General features: G+C 74.1%; 15 protein-coding genes. 9 read left to right on the top strand and 6 right to left on the bottom strand.

Features of this window, described 5'->3' with window-relative positions:
• Positions 1-146 precede the first annotated feature (146 nt).
• The 4 genes from JOD46_RS01585 to JOD46_RS01570 all read left to right on the top strand — a co-directional run bounded on the left by JOD46_RS01585 (position 147) and on the right by JOD46_RS01570 (position 3,806).
• On the top strand, positions 147-2,126 hold the full coding sequence (locus tag JOD46_RS01585) for a sensor histidine kinase (RefSeq protein ID WP_204391146.1): 1,980 nt from the start codon (positions 147-149) through the stop codon (positions 2,124-2,126).
• 32 nt (positions 2,127-2,158) lie between these two features.
• Positions 2,159-2,824 carry a response regulator gene (locus JOD46_RS01580; RefSeq protein WP_307834868.1) on the top strand — a complete coding sequence of 222 codons (666 nt, stop codon included), beginning with the start codon at positions 2,159-2,161 and terminating at the stop codon, positions 2,822-2,824.
• A 92-nt stretch (positions 2,825-2,916) separates the two neighbouring features.
• Positions 2,917-3,522 carry a DUF308 domain-containing protein gene (locus tag JOD46_RS01575; protein WP_204391145.1) on the top strand — a complete coding sequence of 202 codons (606 nt, stop codon included), beginning with the start codon at positions 2,917-2,919 and terminating at the stop codon, positions 3,520-3,522.
• Positions 3,519-3,806, top strand: a complete 288-nt coding sequence (locus tag JOD46_RS01570) for an ABC transporter ATP-binding protein (protein WP_204391143.1) — start codon at positions 3,519-3,521, stop codon at positions 3,804-3,806. The genes JOD46_RS01575 and JOD46_RS01570 overlap by 4 nt, the downstream gene beginning before the upstream one ends.
• A gap of 292 nt (positions 3,807-4,098) precedes the next feature.
• Here JOD46_RS01570 and purB read toward each other — a convergent pair whose 3' ends face one another.
• Together purB and JOD46_RS01560 are read right to left on the bottom strand one after the other, a co-directional pair.
• Entirely contained in the window at positions 4,099-5,484 is a 1,386-nt protein-coding gene (purB, locus tag JOD46_RS01565) for an adenylosuccinate lyase (protein ID WP_204391141.1), read from the bottom strand.
• Positions 5,481-6,008, bottom strand: coding sequence for a low molecular weight protein-tyrosine-phosphatase (locus tag JOD46_RS01560; RefSeq protein ID WP_204391139.1), 528 nt, complete (start codon positions 6,006-6,008; stop codon positions 5,481-5,483). The genes purB and JOD46_RS01560 overlap by 4 nt, the downstream gene beginning before the upstream one ends.
• 70 nt (positions 6,009-6,078) lie before the next feature.
• Here JOD46_RS01560 and JOD46_RS01555 point away from each other — a divergent pair, with 70 nt between their 5' ends.
• The 3 genes from JOD46_RS01555 (at position 6,079) to JOD46_RS01545 (ending at position 8,993) form a co-directional block, all read left to right on the top strand.
• Positions 6,079-7,014 carry an aminoglycoside phosphotransferase family protein gene (locus JOD46_RS01555; protein ID WP_204391137.1) on the top strand — a complete coding sequence of 312 codons (936 nt, stop codon included), beginning with the start codon at positions 6,079-6,081 and terminating at the stop codon, positions 7,012-7,014.
• 102 nt (positions 7,015-7,116) lie between these two features.
• A complete protein-coding gene (locus JOD46_RS01550) occupies positions 7,117-7,470 on the top strand; it encodes a hypothetical protein (RefSeq protein WP_204391135.1) in 354 nt (117 codons plus the stop codon).
• Positions 7,467-8,993, top strand: coding sequence for an alpha/beta fold hydrolase (locus tag JOD46_RS01545; RefSeq protein WP_204391133.1), 1,527 nt, complete (start codon positions 7,467-7,469; stop codon positions 8,991-8,993). Before JOD46_RS01550 ends, JOD46_RS01545 begins: the two co-directional genes overlap by 4 nt.
• Positions 8,994-9,028: 35 nt before the next feature.
• Here the strand turns inward: JOD46_RS01545 and JOD46_RS01540 are convergent, their stop codons facing one another.
• From JOD46_RS01540 to JOD46_RS01525, 4 genes are all read right to left on the bottom strand, one after another.
• A complete protein-coding gene (locus tag JOD46_RS01540; RefSeq protein WP_204391131.1) occupies positions 9,029-11,623 on the bottom strand; it encodes a helix-turn-helix transcriptional regulator in 2,595 nt (864 codons plus the stop codon).
• Between the two features lie 59 nt (positions 11,624-11,682).
• Positions 11,683-11,940, bottom strand: a complete 258-nt coding sequence (locus tag JOD46_RS01535) for a hypothetical protein (RefSeq protein ID WP_204391129.1) — start codon at positions 11,938-11,940, stop codon at positions 11,683-11,685.
• Complete coding sequence (locus JOD46_RS01530; RefSeq protein ID WP_204391127.1) at positions 11,937-12,218, bottom strand: DUF4242 domain-containing protein; 282 nt, start codon at positions 12,216-12,218, stop codon at positions 11,937-11,939. Before JOD46_RS01530 ends, JOD46_RS01535 begins: the two co-directional genes overlap by 4 nt.
• A 137-nt stretch (positions 12,219-12,355) precedes the next feature.
• Positions 12,356-12,736, bottom strand: a complete 381-nt coding sequence (locus JOD46_RS01525; RefSeq protein WP_204391125.1) for a phage holin family protein — start codon at positions 12,734-12,736, stop codon at positions 12,356-12,358.
• 52 nt (positions 12,737-12,788) lie between these two features.
• On the opposite strand from JOD46_RS01525, the gene JOD46_RS01520 reads away from it, so the two are divergent.
• Together JOD46_RS01520 and JOD46_RS01515 are read left to right on the top strand one after the other, a co-directional pair.
• Positions 12,789-13,898 (top strand): histidinol-phosphate transaminase, encoded by a 1,110-nt coding sequence (locus JOD46_RS01520; RefSeq protein WP_307834867.1) that lies wholly within the window; start codon positions 12,789-12,791, stop codon positions 13,896-13,898.
• 16 nt (positions 13,899-13,914) lie between these two features.
• On the top strand, positions 13,915-15,048 hold the full coding sequence (locus tag JOD46_RS01515) for a thiamine pyrophosphate-dependent dehydrogenase E1 component subunit alpha (RefSeq protein ID WP_204391121.1): 1,134 nt from the start codon (positions 13,915-13,917) through the stop codon (positions 15,046-15,048).
• Positions 15,049-15,060: the final 12 nt, after the last annotated feature.

Here is a 15,060-nt window from a genome sequence, read left to right as displayed (position 1 = left end):
CGACACCGCACGCGCGGTCCCGACCGCCTGACCCGCGAGTCCCGTCGTGGGCACGATCCGCCGTCGCGCCGTCGCGACCCGGGTCCCGGATGCGATCGGGACCCGGGTCCCTTCCCCGCGCGCGCGGCACGAGGCAGGATCGATCCGTGCCGCGCTCCCCCGGGCTCACACCGAGCCGCCTCGCCGCCTGGGCGATTCCACTCGCGTGCGTCGCCGCCGTGCTGGCGGGCGTCGTGCTCACGCTCACGTCGGGTGCCGTCGACACCGGATACCTCGTCGTGGATGCCGCGGTCGGCGCCACGTACCCGGTCGTCGGCGGGCTGATCATCGCGCGACGCCCCCGCAACCCCGTCGGCTGGCTGTTCGCGGCGGCAGGCGCGGGGCTCTCGGCGCAGGCGCTCGCCGGCGGGATCGCCGTCGCGTTCGCCGGCGCGCCGGTCGCGGGGCTCGCCGCGTGGGTCGTGAACTGGGTGTTCTTCGCGGGGCTCGGGCCGCTCCTGCTCCTGCCGCTGCTCCTGCCCGACGGTCGACTGCCGTCGCCGCGCTGGCGGCCCGTCCTCGTGGGGCTGGCCTCGGCGATCGCCGCGCTCACGGTGCTCCTGATGTTCCGCGACGAGCTGTGGGTGTGGGGCGATGTGCGGCCGAACCCGGTCGGGATCGCGCCGACCGAGACGGTCGTCGCCCCGGCGTTCGCGGTCGTCGTCATCGCCGTCGCCGTGTCGGGCGTCGCGGCGCTCGCGCTGCGGGTGCGCGGCGGCGGTGCGGAGGTGCGCCGCAGGCTGCTGCCGATCCTCGCGGCCGCGGTGGTCATCGCCGTCGCCGTGATCGCCGACGTCTGGCTGCCGCCCGAGCCGCCCGTCGGCGTCTGGCTCTTCGCGGTCACCCTGCCGCTGCTGCCCGTGGCCACTGCCGTGTCGGTGTTCCGCTACCGGCTGTTCGACATCGAGCTCGGGGTGCGCCGCACGGTCGTGTACGCGCTGGTCACCGGCATCCTGCTCGCGGCCTACCTCGCGGTGGTCGCCGCGGCGCACACGCTCCTCGGCTCGTCGGGCGGCGTGGTGGTGCCGCTCATCGGCACGGCCGTCGTCGCGGTCGCGTTCGCACCCGTGCGCGACCTGGTGCAGCGCGCAGTGGCGCGGCTGCTGTTCGGCGATCGCGGCGACCCGCACGCGGCACTGTCGCAGCTCGGCCGTCGGCTCCAGGCGGCGGGCGCCTCGGGCAGTCCCCTGCAGGACAGCGCCGAGACCGTCGCGATCACCCTGCGACTGCCCGCGGTGGCCGTGTCCGACGCCGAGGGCCGGACCGTCTCGTCGTTCGGCGAGACGGCGGAGGCCACGGGAGCGAGCGTCCCGCTGCGCGCCGGCGGACGGCTGGAGGGCACGCTCGCGGTGGCGAGGCGTTCGCCGGGCGAGGCGCTGTCGACCTCCGACCTGACGGTGCTCGACGAGATCGCGCGCCCGCTCGCGCTCGCGCTCGCCGCCGCGCGGCTGGGGCGGGAGGCGCAGGCCTCCCGGGAACGACTCGCGATCGCCCGCGAGGACGAGCGCCGCCGGCTCCGGCGAGAGCTGCACGACGGTCTCGGGCCCGGGCTCGCAGCGATCGGCGTGCAACTCGACCTCGCGGCGGCCGCACCGTCCGAGCGCGCGGGCGCGGCGATCGGCCGCGCTCGCGCGCTCACGGAGGAACTGGTCGGGGAGGTGCGCCGGATCGTGCACGACCTGCGTCCGGCCGCGCTCGACGAACTCGGCCTGCTCGGCGCGGTGGAGGACCTCGCGCTCGCGTCCGGCGGCCCCTCGGCCACGACACCGGTCGAGGTGGTGACGCCACGCCATCCGCTGCCCCGGCTTTCCGCGGCCACCGAGGTCGCGGCGTACCGCATCGTGCAGGAGTCGCTGGCGAACGCGCTGCGTCACTCCGGGGCCGCCAGGGTGCGGGTGCGGGTCGAGGCGGATGACGCGGTGCTGCGCGTCGTGGTCGCCGACGACGGCCGCGGTGTTCCGGCCGACGCGGTCGAGGGGGTCGGGTCGGGCAGCATGCGCGACCGGGCGGCCGAGCTGGGCGGCGTGCTCCGTCGCGAGGACGGGCCGGACGGCGGCACGATCGTGACCGCGGAGCTACCACTGTGAGTGCAGGGACGGAATTCCGGACGGGAGACGCAGTGGACGATGCGCCGATCAGGGTCGTGCTCGCCGACGACCACCCGATGCTCCGCCACGGCCTCAGGGCGCTGCTCGAGGAGGTCGGCGGGGCCATCGTGGTCGGCGAGGCCGGCGACGGCGAGACCGCGCTCGCGCTCGCGCTCGAGGCCGAGCCCGACGTCGTCGTCATGGACCTCGCGATGCCCGGGATCTCGGGCATCGAGGCGACCCGACGGCTCGTCGACGCGCGCCCCGACCTCGGGGTGCTCGTGCTCACGATGAGCGACGACGACGCGTCGGTGTTCGCCGCGCTCCGCGCGGGCGCCCGCGGCTACGTGCTCAAGGGGCAGGGCGGCGCCGAGTTCCTCGACGCCGTCCGGTCGGTCGCGCGCGGCGAGGCCGTCTACGGACCGGGCGTCGCCGGGCGGATCCGGCGCTTCCTGCTCGGCGGGCCGACGCCCGGCACGACGGCGGGAGCCGAACCCGCCTTCCCCGAGCTCACGGCCCGCGAACGGGACGTGCTCGACCTGCTCGCCGACGGCTGCACCAACGCCGAGATCGCGCGACGGCTCTTCCTCAGCCCCAAGACCGTGAAGAACCACCTCACCAACGTGTTCGCGAAGCTCCAGGTGGCCGATCGAGCCCAGGCGGCGGTGCGGGCGCGTCAGGCGGGGCTCGGCACGTAGGCGCCCGCGGGCGTCGCGGCCGCGCGGCTCCCGGCGATTCTCAGGGATGCCGACGCGTAGGATTGGAGCGTTCCCCAGTGAAAGAGGTCGCCGTGGCCGATGCCCGCGATGCCGCCCCGGAACGCGCCGCCGCGTGGCTCGTGCCGGTCGTGCGCGGCACCCTCGCGCTCGTGCCGTCCGCGATCATCACGTTCTCGCAGGACCATTCGCCCGCGCTCGGCCTCACGGTCTTCGGCGCCTGGGCGCTCGCGTCCGGCGTGGTGGTCGGTGCGCTGGCGGCCCGGCTCGTGGCCGACCGCGCGGCGCGCTGGGTGTTCGTCGTCAACGGCGTGCTGACGGCGGCTGCCGGCCTCGTCGCGCTCGGATTGCGCGACACCTCACCGGGCGGTGTCGCCGCGTTCACGTTCACCGTCGCCGTCTGGGCGGCCGTGACCGGCATCCTCGAGCTCATCGTCGGCCTGCGATCGCGTGGTCGCCTCACGGCGGCGCGCGACTGGATCACCGCCGGCGCGCTCACGGCGATCCTCGCCCTCGTGTTCGTCCTGTTCCCGCTCGATCCGGTCACCGCGGTCGGCCTCCTCGGCGCGTACTTCGTGGTGCTCGGCGTGCTGCTGCTCATCGGCGGGTTCTCGTTGAAGTGGGCCGCGTCCGGACCGGTGGGCACCGGCGGCGCGGCATCCGGATCGGAGCGATCGTGACCCAGTCCCCCGGCGACGACTTCCGTCCCAGCCGCCGCGACGTGCTGCGCCCCGCGGAGTACGTCGGCGGAGCGGCCATCGCGGCCGTGTTCACCGCCGCGATCGTGCTGATGGTGACCCGCGACTGGCTGATCACGCTCATCGCCCTCGGCGGGGTGTTCATCATCGTGCTGATGGTGCTCGCGCTGCTCGCGATGACGGTCAAGCCCAACCCCGGCGAGCACGGCGACGGCACGGGTGGCGACCCCATGCGACGCGACCCCTCGGGGCCCTCCGCGCACTGACCGGCGCTGCGAGCCCCGCCCGCCCGCCGGCTGGCGCCTCGGGCGTTTGCGTGCCCGCGTTGCCTCCGGCAGCCAGCCGGCCGCGCGCTGCGCTTCCCCGAGTCCCGGGCTGGTGCGGGTGCGCCCGCCGAAAGGCGGGATTCGGGAGCGTGCGGTTCGTCGCCTGGGGTCGTGCCGCGCGCTGCGCTTCCCCGAGTCCCGGGTTGGTGCGGGTGCACCCGCCGAAAGGCGGGATTCGGGAGTGGGGGCCTGCGGCGCGACGTGACGGGCGGGCGTCAGGCGCGGGACGCGCCTACTCGGCCAGGCGGTCGACGAGCTCGTCGGCGAGGCCGACGTAGGTCGCCGGCGTGAGCGCGAGCAGGCGCTGCTTCGCGGCATCCGAGATCTCGAGTCCCTGCACGAACTCCGCGAGCTCGGCCGCGCCGACGCGCTTGCCGCGCGTGAGCTCCTTGAGCAGCGCGTACGGGTCGGCGATGCTCGACCGGCCCGCAGCGACCTCGGCCCGGATCACGGTCTGGATCGCCTCGCCGAGCACCTCCCAGTTGCCGTCGAGGTCGGCGAGCAGCAGGTCGCGATCGAGGTCGATCTCGCCGAGGCCGCGCAGGATGTTGTCGAGCGCGAGCACCGAGTGCCCGAAGCCGACGCCGATGTTGCGCTGCGAGCTCGAGTCGGTGAGGTCGCGCTGGAGCCGCGAGGTGACGAGCGTCGCCGCGAGCGAGTCGAGCACCGCCGACGACAGCTCGAGGTTGGCCTCGGCGTTCTCGAAGCGGATCGGGTTGACCTTGTGCGGCATGGTCGAGGAGCCGGTGGCCCCCGCCGCCGGGATCTGGCGGAAGTACCCGAGCGAGATGTAGGTCCAGATGTCGGTCGCGAGGTTGTGCAGCACGCGGTTCGCGTGCGAGATGCGGCCGTAGAGCTCGGCCTGCCAGTCGTGCGACTCGATCTGCGTCGTGAGCGGGTTCCACGTGAGCCCGAGCGACTCGACGAACTCGCGCGACACGTCGGGCCACGAGACATCCGGTTCCGCGACGACGTGCGCCGAGAAGGTGCCGGTCGCGCCAGAGAACTTGCCGAGGTACTCGGTCGCCTCGACCTGGGCGGCGATGCGCTGCAGTCGGTGCACGAACACCGCGAGCTCCTTGCCCATGGTCGTGGGCGTCGCCGGCTGGCCGTGCGTGCGGGAGAGCATGGCGGCGTCGCGGTGCTCGCGGGCGAGCCCGGCGAGCCTGGCGATCACGGCGCGGTACTTCGGCAGCCAGACCTGGGCGACCGCATCGCGCACGGTCAGCGCGTACGAGAGGTTGTTGATGTCCTCGCTCGTGCAGGCGAAGTGGGTGAGCTCGGCGAGGTGCGAGAGGCCGAGCCGGTCGAGCTGGCCGCGCACGTAGTACTCGACGGCCTTGACGTCGTGCCGCGTGGTCGCCTCGACCCGCGCGAGCTCGTCGATGTCGGCCTGGCCGAACCCGGTCACGACCGCGCGGAGCGCCTGCTTCTCGCCATCCGACAGCGCGCTCGTGCCGAAGAATCCGCGGTCAGTCTGCGCGATCAGCCATTCGATCTCGACGTGCACGCGCGCCCGGTTGAGGCCCGCCTCGGAGAGGTGTTCGCCGAGCTCGCCCACCGCGGCGCGGTACCGGCCGTCGAGGGGGCTGAGCGGCTGGGGAGGCAGCGAAGTCATCGGAGTCCTTGTCTGAGAGCGGGAGCGAGTTGCCGGAAGAGGGCCGACGTCGACCGCTCTATCATCGCAAGAACCCGATCGAAGGTCGCCTCGTCGCTGTAGTAGGGGTCGGGCACGTCCTGCAGGGGCGAGAGCTCGGGGTCGAACTCAAGCAGCAGGCGTACCTTGTGCTCGTCATGCGCGTTGCGGGCCCAGTTGCGCAGCACGCGGGACTGGCCCCGGTCGAACGCGACGACGAGGTCGAGCTGCGGGAAGTCGTCGGGGTCGAACTGCCGGGCGCGGTGCTTCGACCCGTCGTATCCGGCGCGGGCGAGGGCGTCGAGGGTGCGCTGGTCGGCGCGCTCCCCCACGTGCCAGTCCCCGGTCGCGGCCGACTCGATCGCGAGGCGCTCCTCGATGCCGGCGCGCTCGGCGAGGGAGCGCAGCACGACCTCGGCCATCGGCGACCGGCAGATGTTGCCGGTGCACACGAACGAGATATGGAATCGCTGCGCGCCCTCCCCCGCGGGTTCCGCACGCGTCATGGGACCTATTGTGGACGAGGCCGGGCGGTCGGAACAGACCGCGATCGCCCCGCGTCCAGGGGAGGGTCGCATGGCGGACGCACCGGAGGCCGACGTCGAGGTCGACGCGGGGCTCGTCGCGCGCCTCGTCGCGGCGCAGCATCCGTCGTTCACGGGCCCGGTCGAACCCGTCGCGAACGGCTGGGACAACGCGATCTTCCGCCTGGGCGAGCGGTGGGCGGTGCGGATGCCGCGGCGCTCGCTCGCCGACCGGCTCGTGCGGTCCGAGCAGCACTGGATGGCGGTGGTCGCCGGGTCGCTGCCCGACGGCGTGCGGGCGCCCGTGCCCGTGGCCGCCGGAGCGCCGGCGCTCGGGTACCCGTACGCGTGGAGCATCGTGCCGTGGCTCGAGGGCGAGGTCGCGGCATCCGTCGATCCGGCGGAACGCCGGTCCGTCGCCGAGGCGCTCGCCGACGTCGTCGCGGCCATCGGCGTGCCCGCGCCGCCCGGTGCGCCGGCGAATCGGTTCCGCGGCGTCCCGCTGGCGGCCCGCGACTCCGTGGTGGCCGAGCGGCTCGCGTCGGGCCGGCTCGAGCAGGTCGTGTCGACGGATGTCTCGGCGCTCGCCGCGGTGTGGGCCGACGCGATGGCCGCGCCCCCCTGGGCCGGCGCGCCCCGGTGGGTGCACGGCGATCTCCACCCGGGAAACCTCCTGCTGCGGCGCGGCGAGGGGGGCGCCCGCGGCGCAGGCGCCGAGTGGCAGCTGGCGGCGGTCCTCGACTTCGGCGACCTGACCGCGGGTGATCCCGCGACCGACCTGGCGGCGGGATGGCTCGTCTTCGACGCGCCGGGCCGGTCCGCGTTCCGCAACCGGATGGCCGGGTTACGAGCAACGGACGGCGCGGACTGGGCGCGTGCGCGCGGGTGGGCGCTCGCGATGGGCTCGGCGATCGTCGACACGGTCGGGGTCGGTGGACCGATCGGACGGGTCGGCGCGCACGCCCTCGAGCAGGTCCTGCTCGACTGAGCCTCGGCGCACCCGTCCTCCCCAGCCGACCGTCGGAGCGGATGGCGCACACGTCGAGATTCCCGCCCCGCCGGGTCCCGCCCGGCGCGGCACGCTCATCGGGTGATCGCGTCCGACCCCTTCCATCCGACCGCAGGCGTCGCCGCCGACCGGCTCCTCGACGCCCTCGACCACCTGCTGTTCGGGCTGCGCGCCTTCCGTGCCGAGGTGGAGCGCGTGCAGCCCGGGCTCGTCCTCGAGCGCATCGACGGATGGCACTCCGGCGCCGCGGATCACTACGCCGACCGCACGACCGAGGTCCGCGTCGCGGTCGCCGGCGCGGAACGGTTCCTCCTCGACGCCGAGGCCGCGATCGCGATCGCGCGCGAGCGCGCCCGGACGGCGCAGGCCGCGGCGATCGCCGCGGCGCTCGCGACACCCGACGGTGCGATGTCGCCGACCGGGAGGGTCTGGTGAGCGCGCTCGATGTCCGGGGCGGCGGCGCGATGTCCGTCGAGACCGAGGCGCTGCTCGCCGAGGCCGTCCGCCTCTCGGCCGCTGCGCACGTCATCGACGGCTGGGCCGCCCGCGCGGCCGCGGCGCGACGCCGGATCGACGACGTCGGTCTGGGCGAGGCAGCCCGGGACGCCGCCGCCGACCTCGACACCGCACACGCGGGTTTCGCGGCAGCGGGCGCGGCGGCCTCCGGACTCGCGCGGAACCTGCTCCTGGGCGGAACCACCTACGGCACGGCCGAGACGGTCGCGTCGTGGGTCTCCCGCGCGGGCGAGCGCATCGCCGCCGGCGTGCTCGGCATGGCCGCGCCCGCCCTCCTGCTCGCGGGGGCGTCGGCGGCGGCGATCGCGCTGGGCCCCGCCGTGCGGGTCAGCCTGATCGGCGCACTCATCGACCCCGACGCGCATGCCGAGGCGATCGAACGGGTCGTGCGCGAGCGCGGACTCCCGATCCTCTCCGACCCGTCCTTCGTGGCGCTCGTCCGGTCCGCCGCCGACCTTGCCGACGAGTTCCTCGCGGGGCTCTTCCGCTCCCAGGCGCTGTTCGCCGCGGGCTCGGCGCTCGAGGCGCCCGAGAACGCCAACGTGCTGCTCGCGGCCGCGGGCGTCGTCGGGCTGGCCACGGGGTCTCGGGCCCTCCGGGAGACGCCGGTCGTCGTGCACGAGGTTGCGGTCGATCGAGCCGCGTCGCGGCGATCCGCGGAGCGCGACGACGCGCCGGTCCGCGGTGTCGGCGACCTCGCGGAGCGCGACGACGCGCCGGTCCGCGGTGTCGGCGACCTCGCGGAGCGCGTGCCGCCGTCCGACGCCGGGGCGCCGCAGATCCGCATCGAGCGCTACGACGCCGCCGGGGGTGCGCGGTGGATCGTCTACTCGGGCGGCACGGTCGACTTCGGCACCACGCCCGCCGGCGAGCCGTACGACATGACCGCGAACGTGCACGGCGTCGCCGACGCGTCCGCGCTCGCACAGCTCGTCGGGCTCCCCGAGGAGGCCGCCGCATCCCAGCGCGCCGTGCGGGCCGCGATGCAGGAGGCGGGTGTGCAGCCGGGCGATCCGGTCGTGGTCGTCGGCCACTCCGCCGGCGGGATGGTCGCGGCGAACCTGGCGGCCGACCCGGAGCTCGAGGTGGTCGCGGCGGTCAACCTCGGCGGTCCGGCGGCCCAGGTCGACACGGGCGACACCCCCGTGCTCTCGGTCGTGCACAGCGAAGACCTCGTTCCGGCGACGGGAGGGTCGGGGGTCGGCGCGTCTGGGCGGGTCGAGGTCGAGCGCAGCGTGGGCCCGCTGACGCCGGTCGAGGGCGACTCGGTGCCGGCCCACGCCCTCGAGCGGTACCAGGAGACCGCGCACCTGATCGACCGATCCGACGACCCGCGCCTGCGCGAGTTCGACGAGCTCGTCGCCGGATTCACCGGCGGCTCCGCGCCATCCGCGGTCTCGTACTGGCACGCACGACGGTCGGAGGCGGATGCGTCGCCATGACGGGCGTCCGGTCCGCGTCGGCCGTCGCCGCGCGCTCAGCCCAGCCCGAGCTCGCGGGCGGAGCGCACGATGTCGCGCCGGCTCGACAGGCCCAGCTTCGCGAGGATCGCCGAGACGTGGTGGTCGGCCGTCTTGGGCGAGATGAACAGCCGCTCCGCCAGCTCCGCGTTGGTGAATCCGTGCGCCACGAGCCGCGCGACGTCGAGCTGGCGGTTCGTGAGGCCGGCCGGGTTCGAGCGCGTGCTCGTCCGCGGCCGGGGCGGCAGTGCGCGGATGCCGCGAGCCGCCAGCAATTCGCGGGCCCGCGCCGCGGTGCCGTCGGCGCCGAGCGCCTCGAGGCGCTCGAGTGCGCCGATCGCGACCGCCGCATCCCGGCTGTGCAGTCGGGCCATCGCGGCATCGAACGGGGCCCCGAGGTCGTCCCATCGGTCGCCGGCCTCGTCGTGCCGACCTTCGAGTTCGAGCCGGTGCGGTTCGGCGACGTGCACGGCCGAATGCCCGGGCATGCCGATCCGGTCGAGCCAGACGAGCAGTTCGCCGATGGCCCACTCCGTGCCGGGGCGCGCGTCGGCGGCGGCGAGGTGCTCGTCGATGCGGTCGAGTCGCGGATCGGGCGCGCCGGTGCTCCAGCTGCGTTCGGCGCATCCGGCGAGCACCGCCAGCGTCTGGAGCGACTCGCCGAGCTCGAGCGCGAGCGCGAAGGCCGAGTCGAGGTGGTCCCCGATCGCGGCGGCCTCTCCGCCGCGGCGAATGCCGAGGAGAGTCGAGACGAGGTGCGGCCATACCAGGGCCAGCGGTGCGCCGTGATCGGCGATCACCGCCGACGCGTCTTCGGCCGATGCGGTCCAGCGGCCCCGGAGGAGGTGGAGTCGCGCCCGCATGCCCGTCTGCCATTGCGAGCAGATCGGGATGTCGCGCTCGATGGTGAGGGGGATCGACTGCGAGAGGACCGACTCGGCCTCCCGCAGCCGTCGCTGCTCGATGTCGAGCGCCGACAGGTTGGAGTACGCCGTCGTGCCGATCTCGTCGAGCGAGCGCTCGATCGCGGTGGCGGCGTGCAGGAGGAGGAGTCCACGGCTGGCCAGGTCGCCGTCGACGAGGTCGGCGGCGGCCTCGGTGATCGATCGACGCAGCCGGGCGGTCGTGCCCCCGCCCGTTCGCTCCGCCTCGTGCTCGAGGATGCCACGCGCCGTCTCGAGGTCGTGCCGGCGGTAGGCGAGGTAGGCGCGGGTCGCGTTCGCCGAGGCGGCCGCCTCGCCATCCCCACCGGCCGAGGCGGCGAGATCGGCCTGGGCCTCCGCGGCTCGCCGGCGCGCCGAGTAGTACTCGACGATCGCCCGCCGGTCGTGGGCCGCCGCGATGCCGTCGCGGTCGTCGAGCTGCTCGCGGAGCCGCAGTGCCGCCGAGATCGAGGCGAGCGACTCGGGCAGGCGGCTGACCATGTACTGCTCCGTGCTGAGCGACTCGAGCAGGCGGGCCCGCTCGGCCCGCTCGCCTGGGTCGTCGCCGAGGTGGTCGAGCGCGAGCTGGAGGAAGGCCACGGCCTCAGTGTGCGAACTCGCCTCGATCGCCCGCTCGGCCGCGAGTCGCGCGTAACGGAGGATGCGTGGGCCGTCGGACGCGGCCACGGCGTGATGCGTGAGCACCGCCGCATCGCGCGAGTCCAGTCGCTCGAAGGCGTCGAGCAGGCGGAGGTGCAGCAGCGGCTCGACGCCCGGCTGGACCGACTCGGCGACCGACTGGCGGGCGAGTTCATGCCGGAACCCCACGCCCCGGTGCGTGCGGATCAGCAGTCCGGTGCGCTCGAGACGCCGCAGCACCGGCACGTCGATGCCGAGCGGGGGGAGCAGCCGGTCGTCGAGGCCGTCCGGTGCGACCGCGATGAGCTGGAGGATCTCGAGGTCGGCGTGGTCGAGGTGCGTCGCGCTCGCCAGCACGGCGTCGCGCACGGTGGTCGGGAGCTCCTCCTCGGGGTGGCGAGCGATCTCACTGGCGAAGAACGGGTTGCCGCCGGTGAGCCGGTGCACCCGTTCGGCGTCGGGCCGCCCGTGCAGCATCTCGCGCACGGCGTCGAGCGACAGCGGCGGAAGGGCGAGGCGCGTCGTCCGCTCGGAGCGGGCGATGTCGCCGAGCAGCGGCATGAGCGTGTGTCCGAGCCCGACGGCGGTGTCGCGGTAGCTCAACACGAGGAGCGCGGGCAGCGCATCGATCCGCCGCACGAGGTGGCGCAGCACCTCGACCGACGCGGCGTCGATCCACTGCGCGTCGTCGACGACGAGCACGGTCGGGCGGGTGGCGACGAGGTCGACGAGGCGCCGTTCGATCCCGCCGAGGCCGCCCGGCTCCGCGGCGCCCGGGCCCGGGGCCGTGTGGCCGTCGCCGAGCTGGTCGAGCAGTTCGCCGACCGGACCGAGCGGTCGCGGAGTGGCGAGCGGGTCGCACAGGCCGCGGACGACGCGGGGATGCGACGCCGCGGGTCCGGTCACCACGGGCGCGAGCGCTTCGGCGAGCAGGCTGGTCTTGCCGGACCCGGCGTCCCCGGTCACGGCGAGCACGCGTCCGGCGACCGCGATCTCGCGGACCTCGCGCCGGAGCGCCGAGACCTCGGGTGTCCGCTCGAACAGCCCCATGCCGTCATGGTAGGCGTCATGGGGCTGTTCGGGCCTGGTGAGGCGTGCTTCGGGCGCGGTCACGATCGCGCCGGCGGGCCCCCGACGCGCAGCGCGCGGCCGACGCGGTCGTCGAGCAGTCGGTCGGCGATGCGCCGGTTCTGCACGAGCAGGTGCTGCTGGTCGGGCGCGAGCGGGGGGCGCGCTCGCCGGCGCCGGGACACCCGGGCTCGCAGGCGCACCACCACGTCGACGATCCCGGCGCTGAGGCGGCCGATCCCGAGATCGGCGTGCTCGACGCGCGCGGCGCCGCTCGCGAAGACGGTCGCGGCGCTCATCGCGACTCGCGGGCCGTGTGGGGACCGAAGTCCGCGACGACCTCGGTCACCACGTTGGCGGGGAACCCCCCGCGGCGGGCGTGCTCGCGCACGGTCTCGGCGCTGTCCGCACCGTGCAGGCAGTAGAGCTTGTCGCCGGCCACGAAGGTCGTGATCCAGAGGTAGGGCAGGCCCAGCGAGTCGGCGGCGTCGTTCGACGTGCGTGCGATCTTGACGAGCTGTTCGTGGGTGAGCTCGGACGCGCCGGGGACGTCGCGCTCGATGAGGAAGGTCTTCATGATGGAGTCTTTCGTCGGAGTGGAACCGGTATCGACCGGAGTGACTCCATGCTCCGTTCGCCGCCGCGTCACGACATCGGGAGCGGCTCCCCATGTTCCCTCCGCTGCCACTCCCTATGCGGGGATCGCCGCGCGCCTCAGTCGCGCGGGCGCACCACCAGGCCGATCAGCCAGCTGAAGATGCCGAGCACGAGCGCGCCGAGCACGCCCCACCAGAACCCGTCGACCTCGAGCCCGAAGCCGAGGAGCCCGCTGATCCAGTCGACGATGAGCAGCAGCAGGCCGTTCACGATGAACGAGATCAGGCCGAGCGTGAGCACGTAGAGCGGGAAGCCCACGATCCGGATGAACGTGCCGACGGTCGCGTTGACGACGCCGAAGATCAGCGCGATGAGGAGGTACGTGAGCACGGTCGCCAGATCGGTGTCCTCGTACGGCACCACGCGCACGCCCGAGACGATGAGCGTCGTGAGCCAGAGGGCGAATGCCGAGACGATGACCTTCAGCAGGAAGCGCATGCCCCAACTATGGCAGCGGAGGCCCGCCGACCGAAGGGGTACGGTGGAATCCGTGACCGCACCGGAGCCCACGAGCGCACGCGTCCGCCTGCGCCCCGAGATCGCCGCACTCCCCCCGTACCGGCAGGGCCGCCCCGCTCCCGCGAATGGCTTCAAGCTCTCGAGCAACGAGAACCCGTGGCCCCCGGTTCCCGCGGTCGAGCGGGCGATCGCCGCGGCCGCGGCCGAGGTCAACCGCTACCCGGATGCCACGGCGCTCGCGCTGCGCGAGAAGCTCGCCGAGCGCTTCGGCGTGACACCCGACGAGGTGCTGGTCGGCGCGGGATCGGTGTCGTTGCTGGCGCAGTTCGTGCTCGCCGCCGCCGCCCCGGGCGACGAGGTGGTCTATTCGTGGCGTTCGTTCGAGGCGTACCCCGGTCTCGTGACGGTCGCGGGCGCCCGCAGCGTCGCGGTCCCGAACCGCGCCGACCACGGGCACGACCTCGATGCCATGGCCGACGCGATCACCGACCGCACGCGCGTCGTGATCGTCTGCTCCCCCAACAACCCGACCGGCGTCGCCGTCACACGCGACGAGTTCGAGCGCTTCATGGGCCGCGTGCCCGACGACCGGCTCGTGCTGCTCGACGAGGCGTACGCCGAGTTCGTGCGCGGCCCTGAGGCGGTCGACGGCCGCGAGCTCCTCGGCCGCTACCCGAACCTCGTCGTGCTGCGCACCTTCTCCAAGGCGTACGGCCTCGCGGGTGTCCGCGTCGGGTACGCGATCGGCCCGGTCGGGATCCTCGACGCGGCACGGGCGACCGCGATCCCCCTCGGCGTCACGGCGGTGGCCACGGCGGGCGCGCTCGCTGCGATCGAGCCCGAGGCCGAGGCTGAGCTGCTCCGGCGCGTCGCCGCCCTGGTCGAGCGCCGTGAGGGCCTCCGCGACGCGCTCGTGGCCCAGGGCTGGCCGATCCCCGAGGCGCAGGGCAACTTCGTCTGGCTGCCCACGGGCGAGCGCACCGTCGAGGTGGCCGAGCGCCTGTTCGAGGCCGGGATCGTCGCCCGGGCGTTCCCCGGCGACGGCATCCGGGTCTCGGTCGGCGAGACCGAGTCTGTGGACGTACTCCTAAGGGTTCTCGGTGAGCTTGTCGAACCTTCACAAGAAGGGCCCTCCACCTAGCGGGTACCGTGGAACGGTGGCAGCCCCCTCACGCGACTTCACCGCTCCGACGGTCCAGCTCCTGACGCCCGAGGGCGACCTGCGCCCGACCCCCGAGGCCGAGGCCTACCTGCCCATCGTCGAAGCGCTGCCCGATGCGACCCTCGAGCAGTTCTACCGCGACATGGTGATCTCGCGTCGTCTCGACGTCATGGGCGCCAACATGCAGCGGCAGGGTCAGCTCGCGCTCTGGGTGCCGAGCCACGGCCAGGAGGCCGCGCAGGTCGGTTCGGCGCGCGCCGCGCGCCCCCAGGACCACATCTTCCCGTCGTACCGCGAGCACGTCGTCGGCATGATCCGCGGGCTCGACCCGGTCGGCATCATGCGACTCCTGAAGGGGGCGACCCTCGGGGGCTGGGACCCGGCCGAGAACGGCAATTTCCACCTCTACACGCTCGTGCTCGCGTCGCAGACCCTGCATGCCACCGGGTACGCGATGGGCCTGCAGTTCGACGGCGCCACGGCGACGGGCGATCCCGAGGCGGATGCCGCGGTGCTCGTGTACTACGGCGACGGCTCGACCTCCCAGGGCGACGCCAACGAGGCCCTCGTGTTCGCGTCGAGCTACCAGACCCCGCAGGTCTTCTTCGTGCAGAACAACCAGTGGGCGATCTCCGTGCCGGTCTCGCGCCAGTCGCGCAGCCCGCTCTCGCTGCGCGGCGGCGGCTTCGGCATGCCCGGCCTCCGCATCGACGGCAACGACGTGCTGGTCAGCTATGCGGTGACCCGGCAGGCGCTCGAAGAGGCGCGCGCCGGCGAGGGGCCGAGCTTCATCGAGGCGGTCACCTACCGGATGGGCGCGCACACGACGGCCGACGATCCCACCAAGTACCGCACCGACGACGAGGTCGCGTTCTGGACCGCTCGCGACCCGATCACGCGCTACCGCACCTGGCTCGAGCGCCGGGGCGCGGCATCCGCGTTCTTCGACGAGGTCGACGAGGAGGCGGCGGATGTCGCGGCCGACGTGCGCAGTCGAACCCTCGAGATCACCGCTCCCCCACGCTCGGACATCTTTGCGCACGTGTACAGCGAGCCCCACCCGCTCGTCGAGGCCCAGGCGGCGTGGCTCGAGGAGTACGAGAACTCGTTCGAAGGAGACCAGGCATGACGGTCGAGACGG

Origin of the sequence: Agromyces aurantiacus, from assembly GCF_016907355.1 — a bacterium.
Taxonomy (GTDB): domain Bacteria; phylum Actinomycetota; class Actinomycetes; order Actinomycetales; family Microbacteriaceae; genus Agromyces; species Agromyces aurantiacus.
This window is presented reverse-complemented; position numbering and strand designations above follow the sequence as displayed.

What these genes read in the sequence shown, in the direction of transcription:
- purB (WP_204391141.1), bottom strand. Translation starts at nt 5,484, where the DNA reads ATGACTTCGCTGCCTCCCCAGCCGCTCAGCCCCCTCGACGGCCGGTAC.
- JOD46_RS01560 (WP_204391139.1), bottom strand. Translation starts at nt 6,008, where the DNA reads ATGACGCGTGCGGAACCCGCGGGGGAGGGCGCGCAGCGATTCCATATC.
- JOD46_RS01555 (WP_204391137.1), top strand. Translation starts at nt 6,079, where the DNA reads ATGGCGGACGCACCGGAGGCCGACGTCGAGGTCGACGCGGGGCTCGTC.
- JOD46_RS01540 (WP_204391131.1), bottom strand. Translation starts at nt 11,623, where the DNA reads ATGGGGCTGTTCGAGCGGACACCCGAGGTCTCGGCGCTCCGGCGCGAG.
- JOD46_RS01535 (WP_204391129.1), bottom strand. Translation starts at nt 11,940, where the DNA reads ATGAGCGCCGCGACCGTCTTCGCGAGCGGCGCCGCGCGCGTCGAGCAC.
- JOD46_RS01530 (WP_204391127.1), bottom strand. Translation starts at nt 12,218, where the DNA reads ATGAAGACCTTCCTCATCGAGCGCGACGTCCCCGGCGCGTCCGAGCTC.
- JOD46_RS01525 (WP_204391125.1), bottom strand. Translation starts at nt 12,736, where the DNA reads ATGCGCTTCCTGCTGAAGGTCATCGTCTCGGCATTCGCCCTCTGGCTC.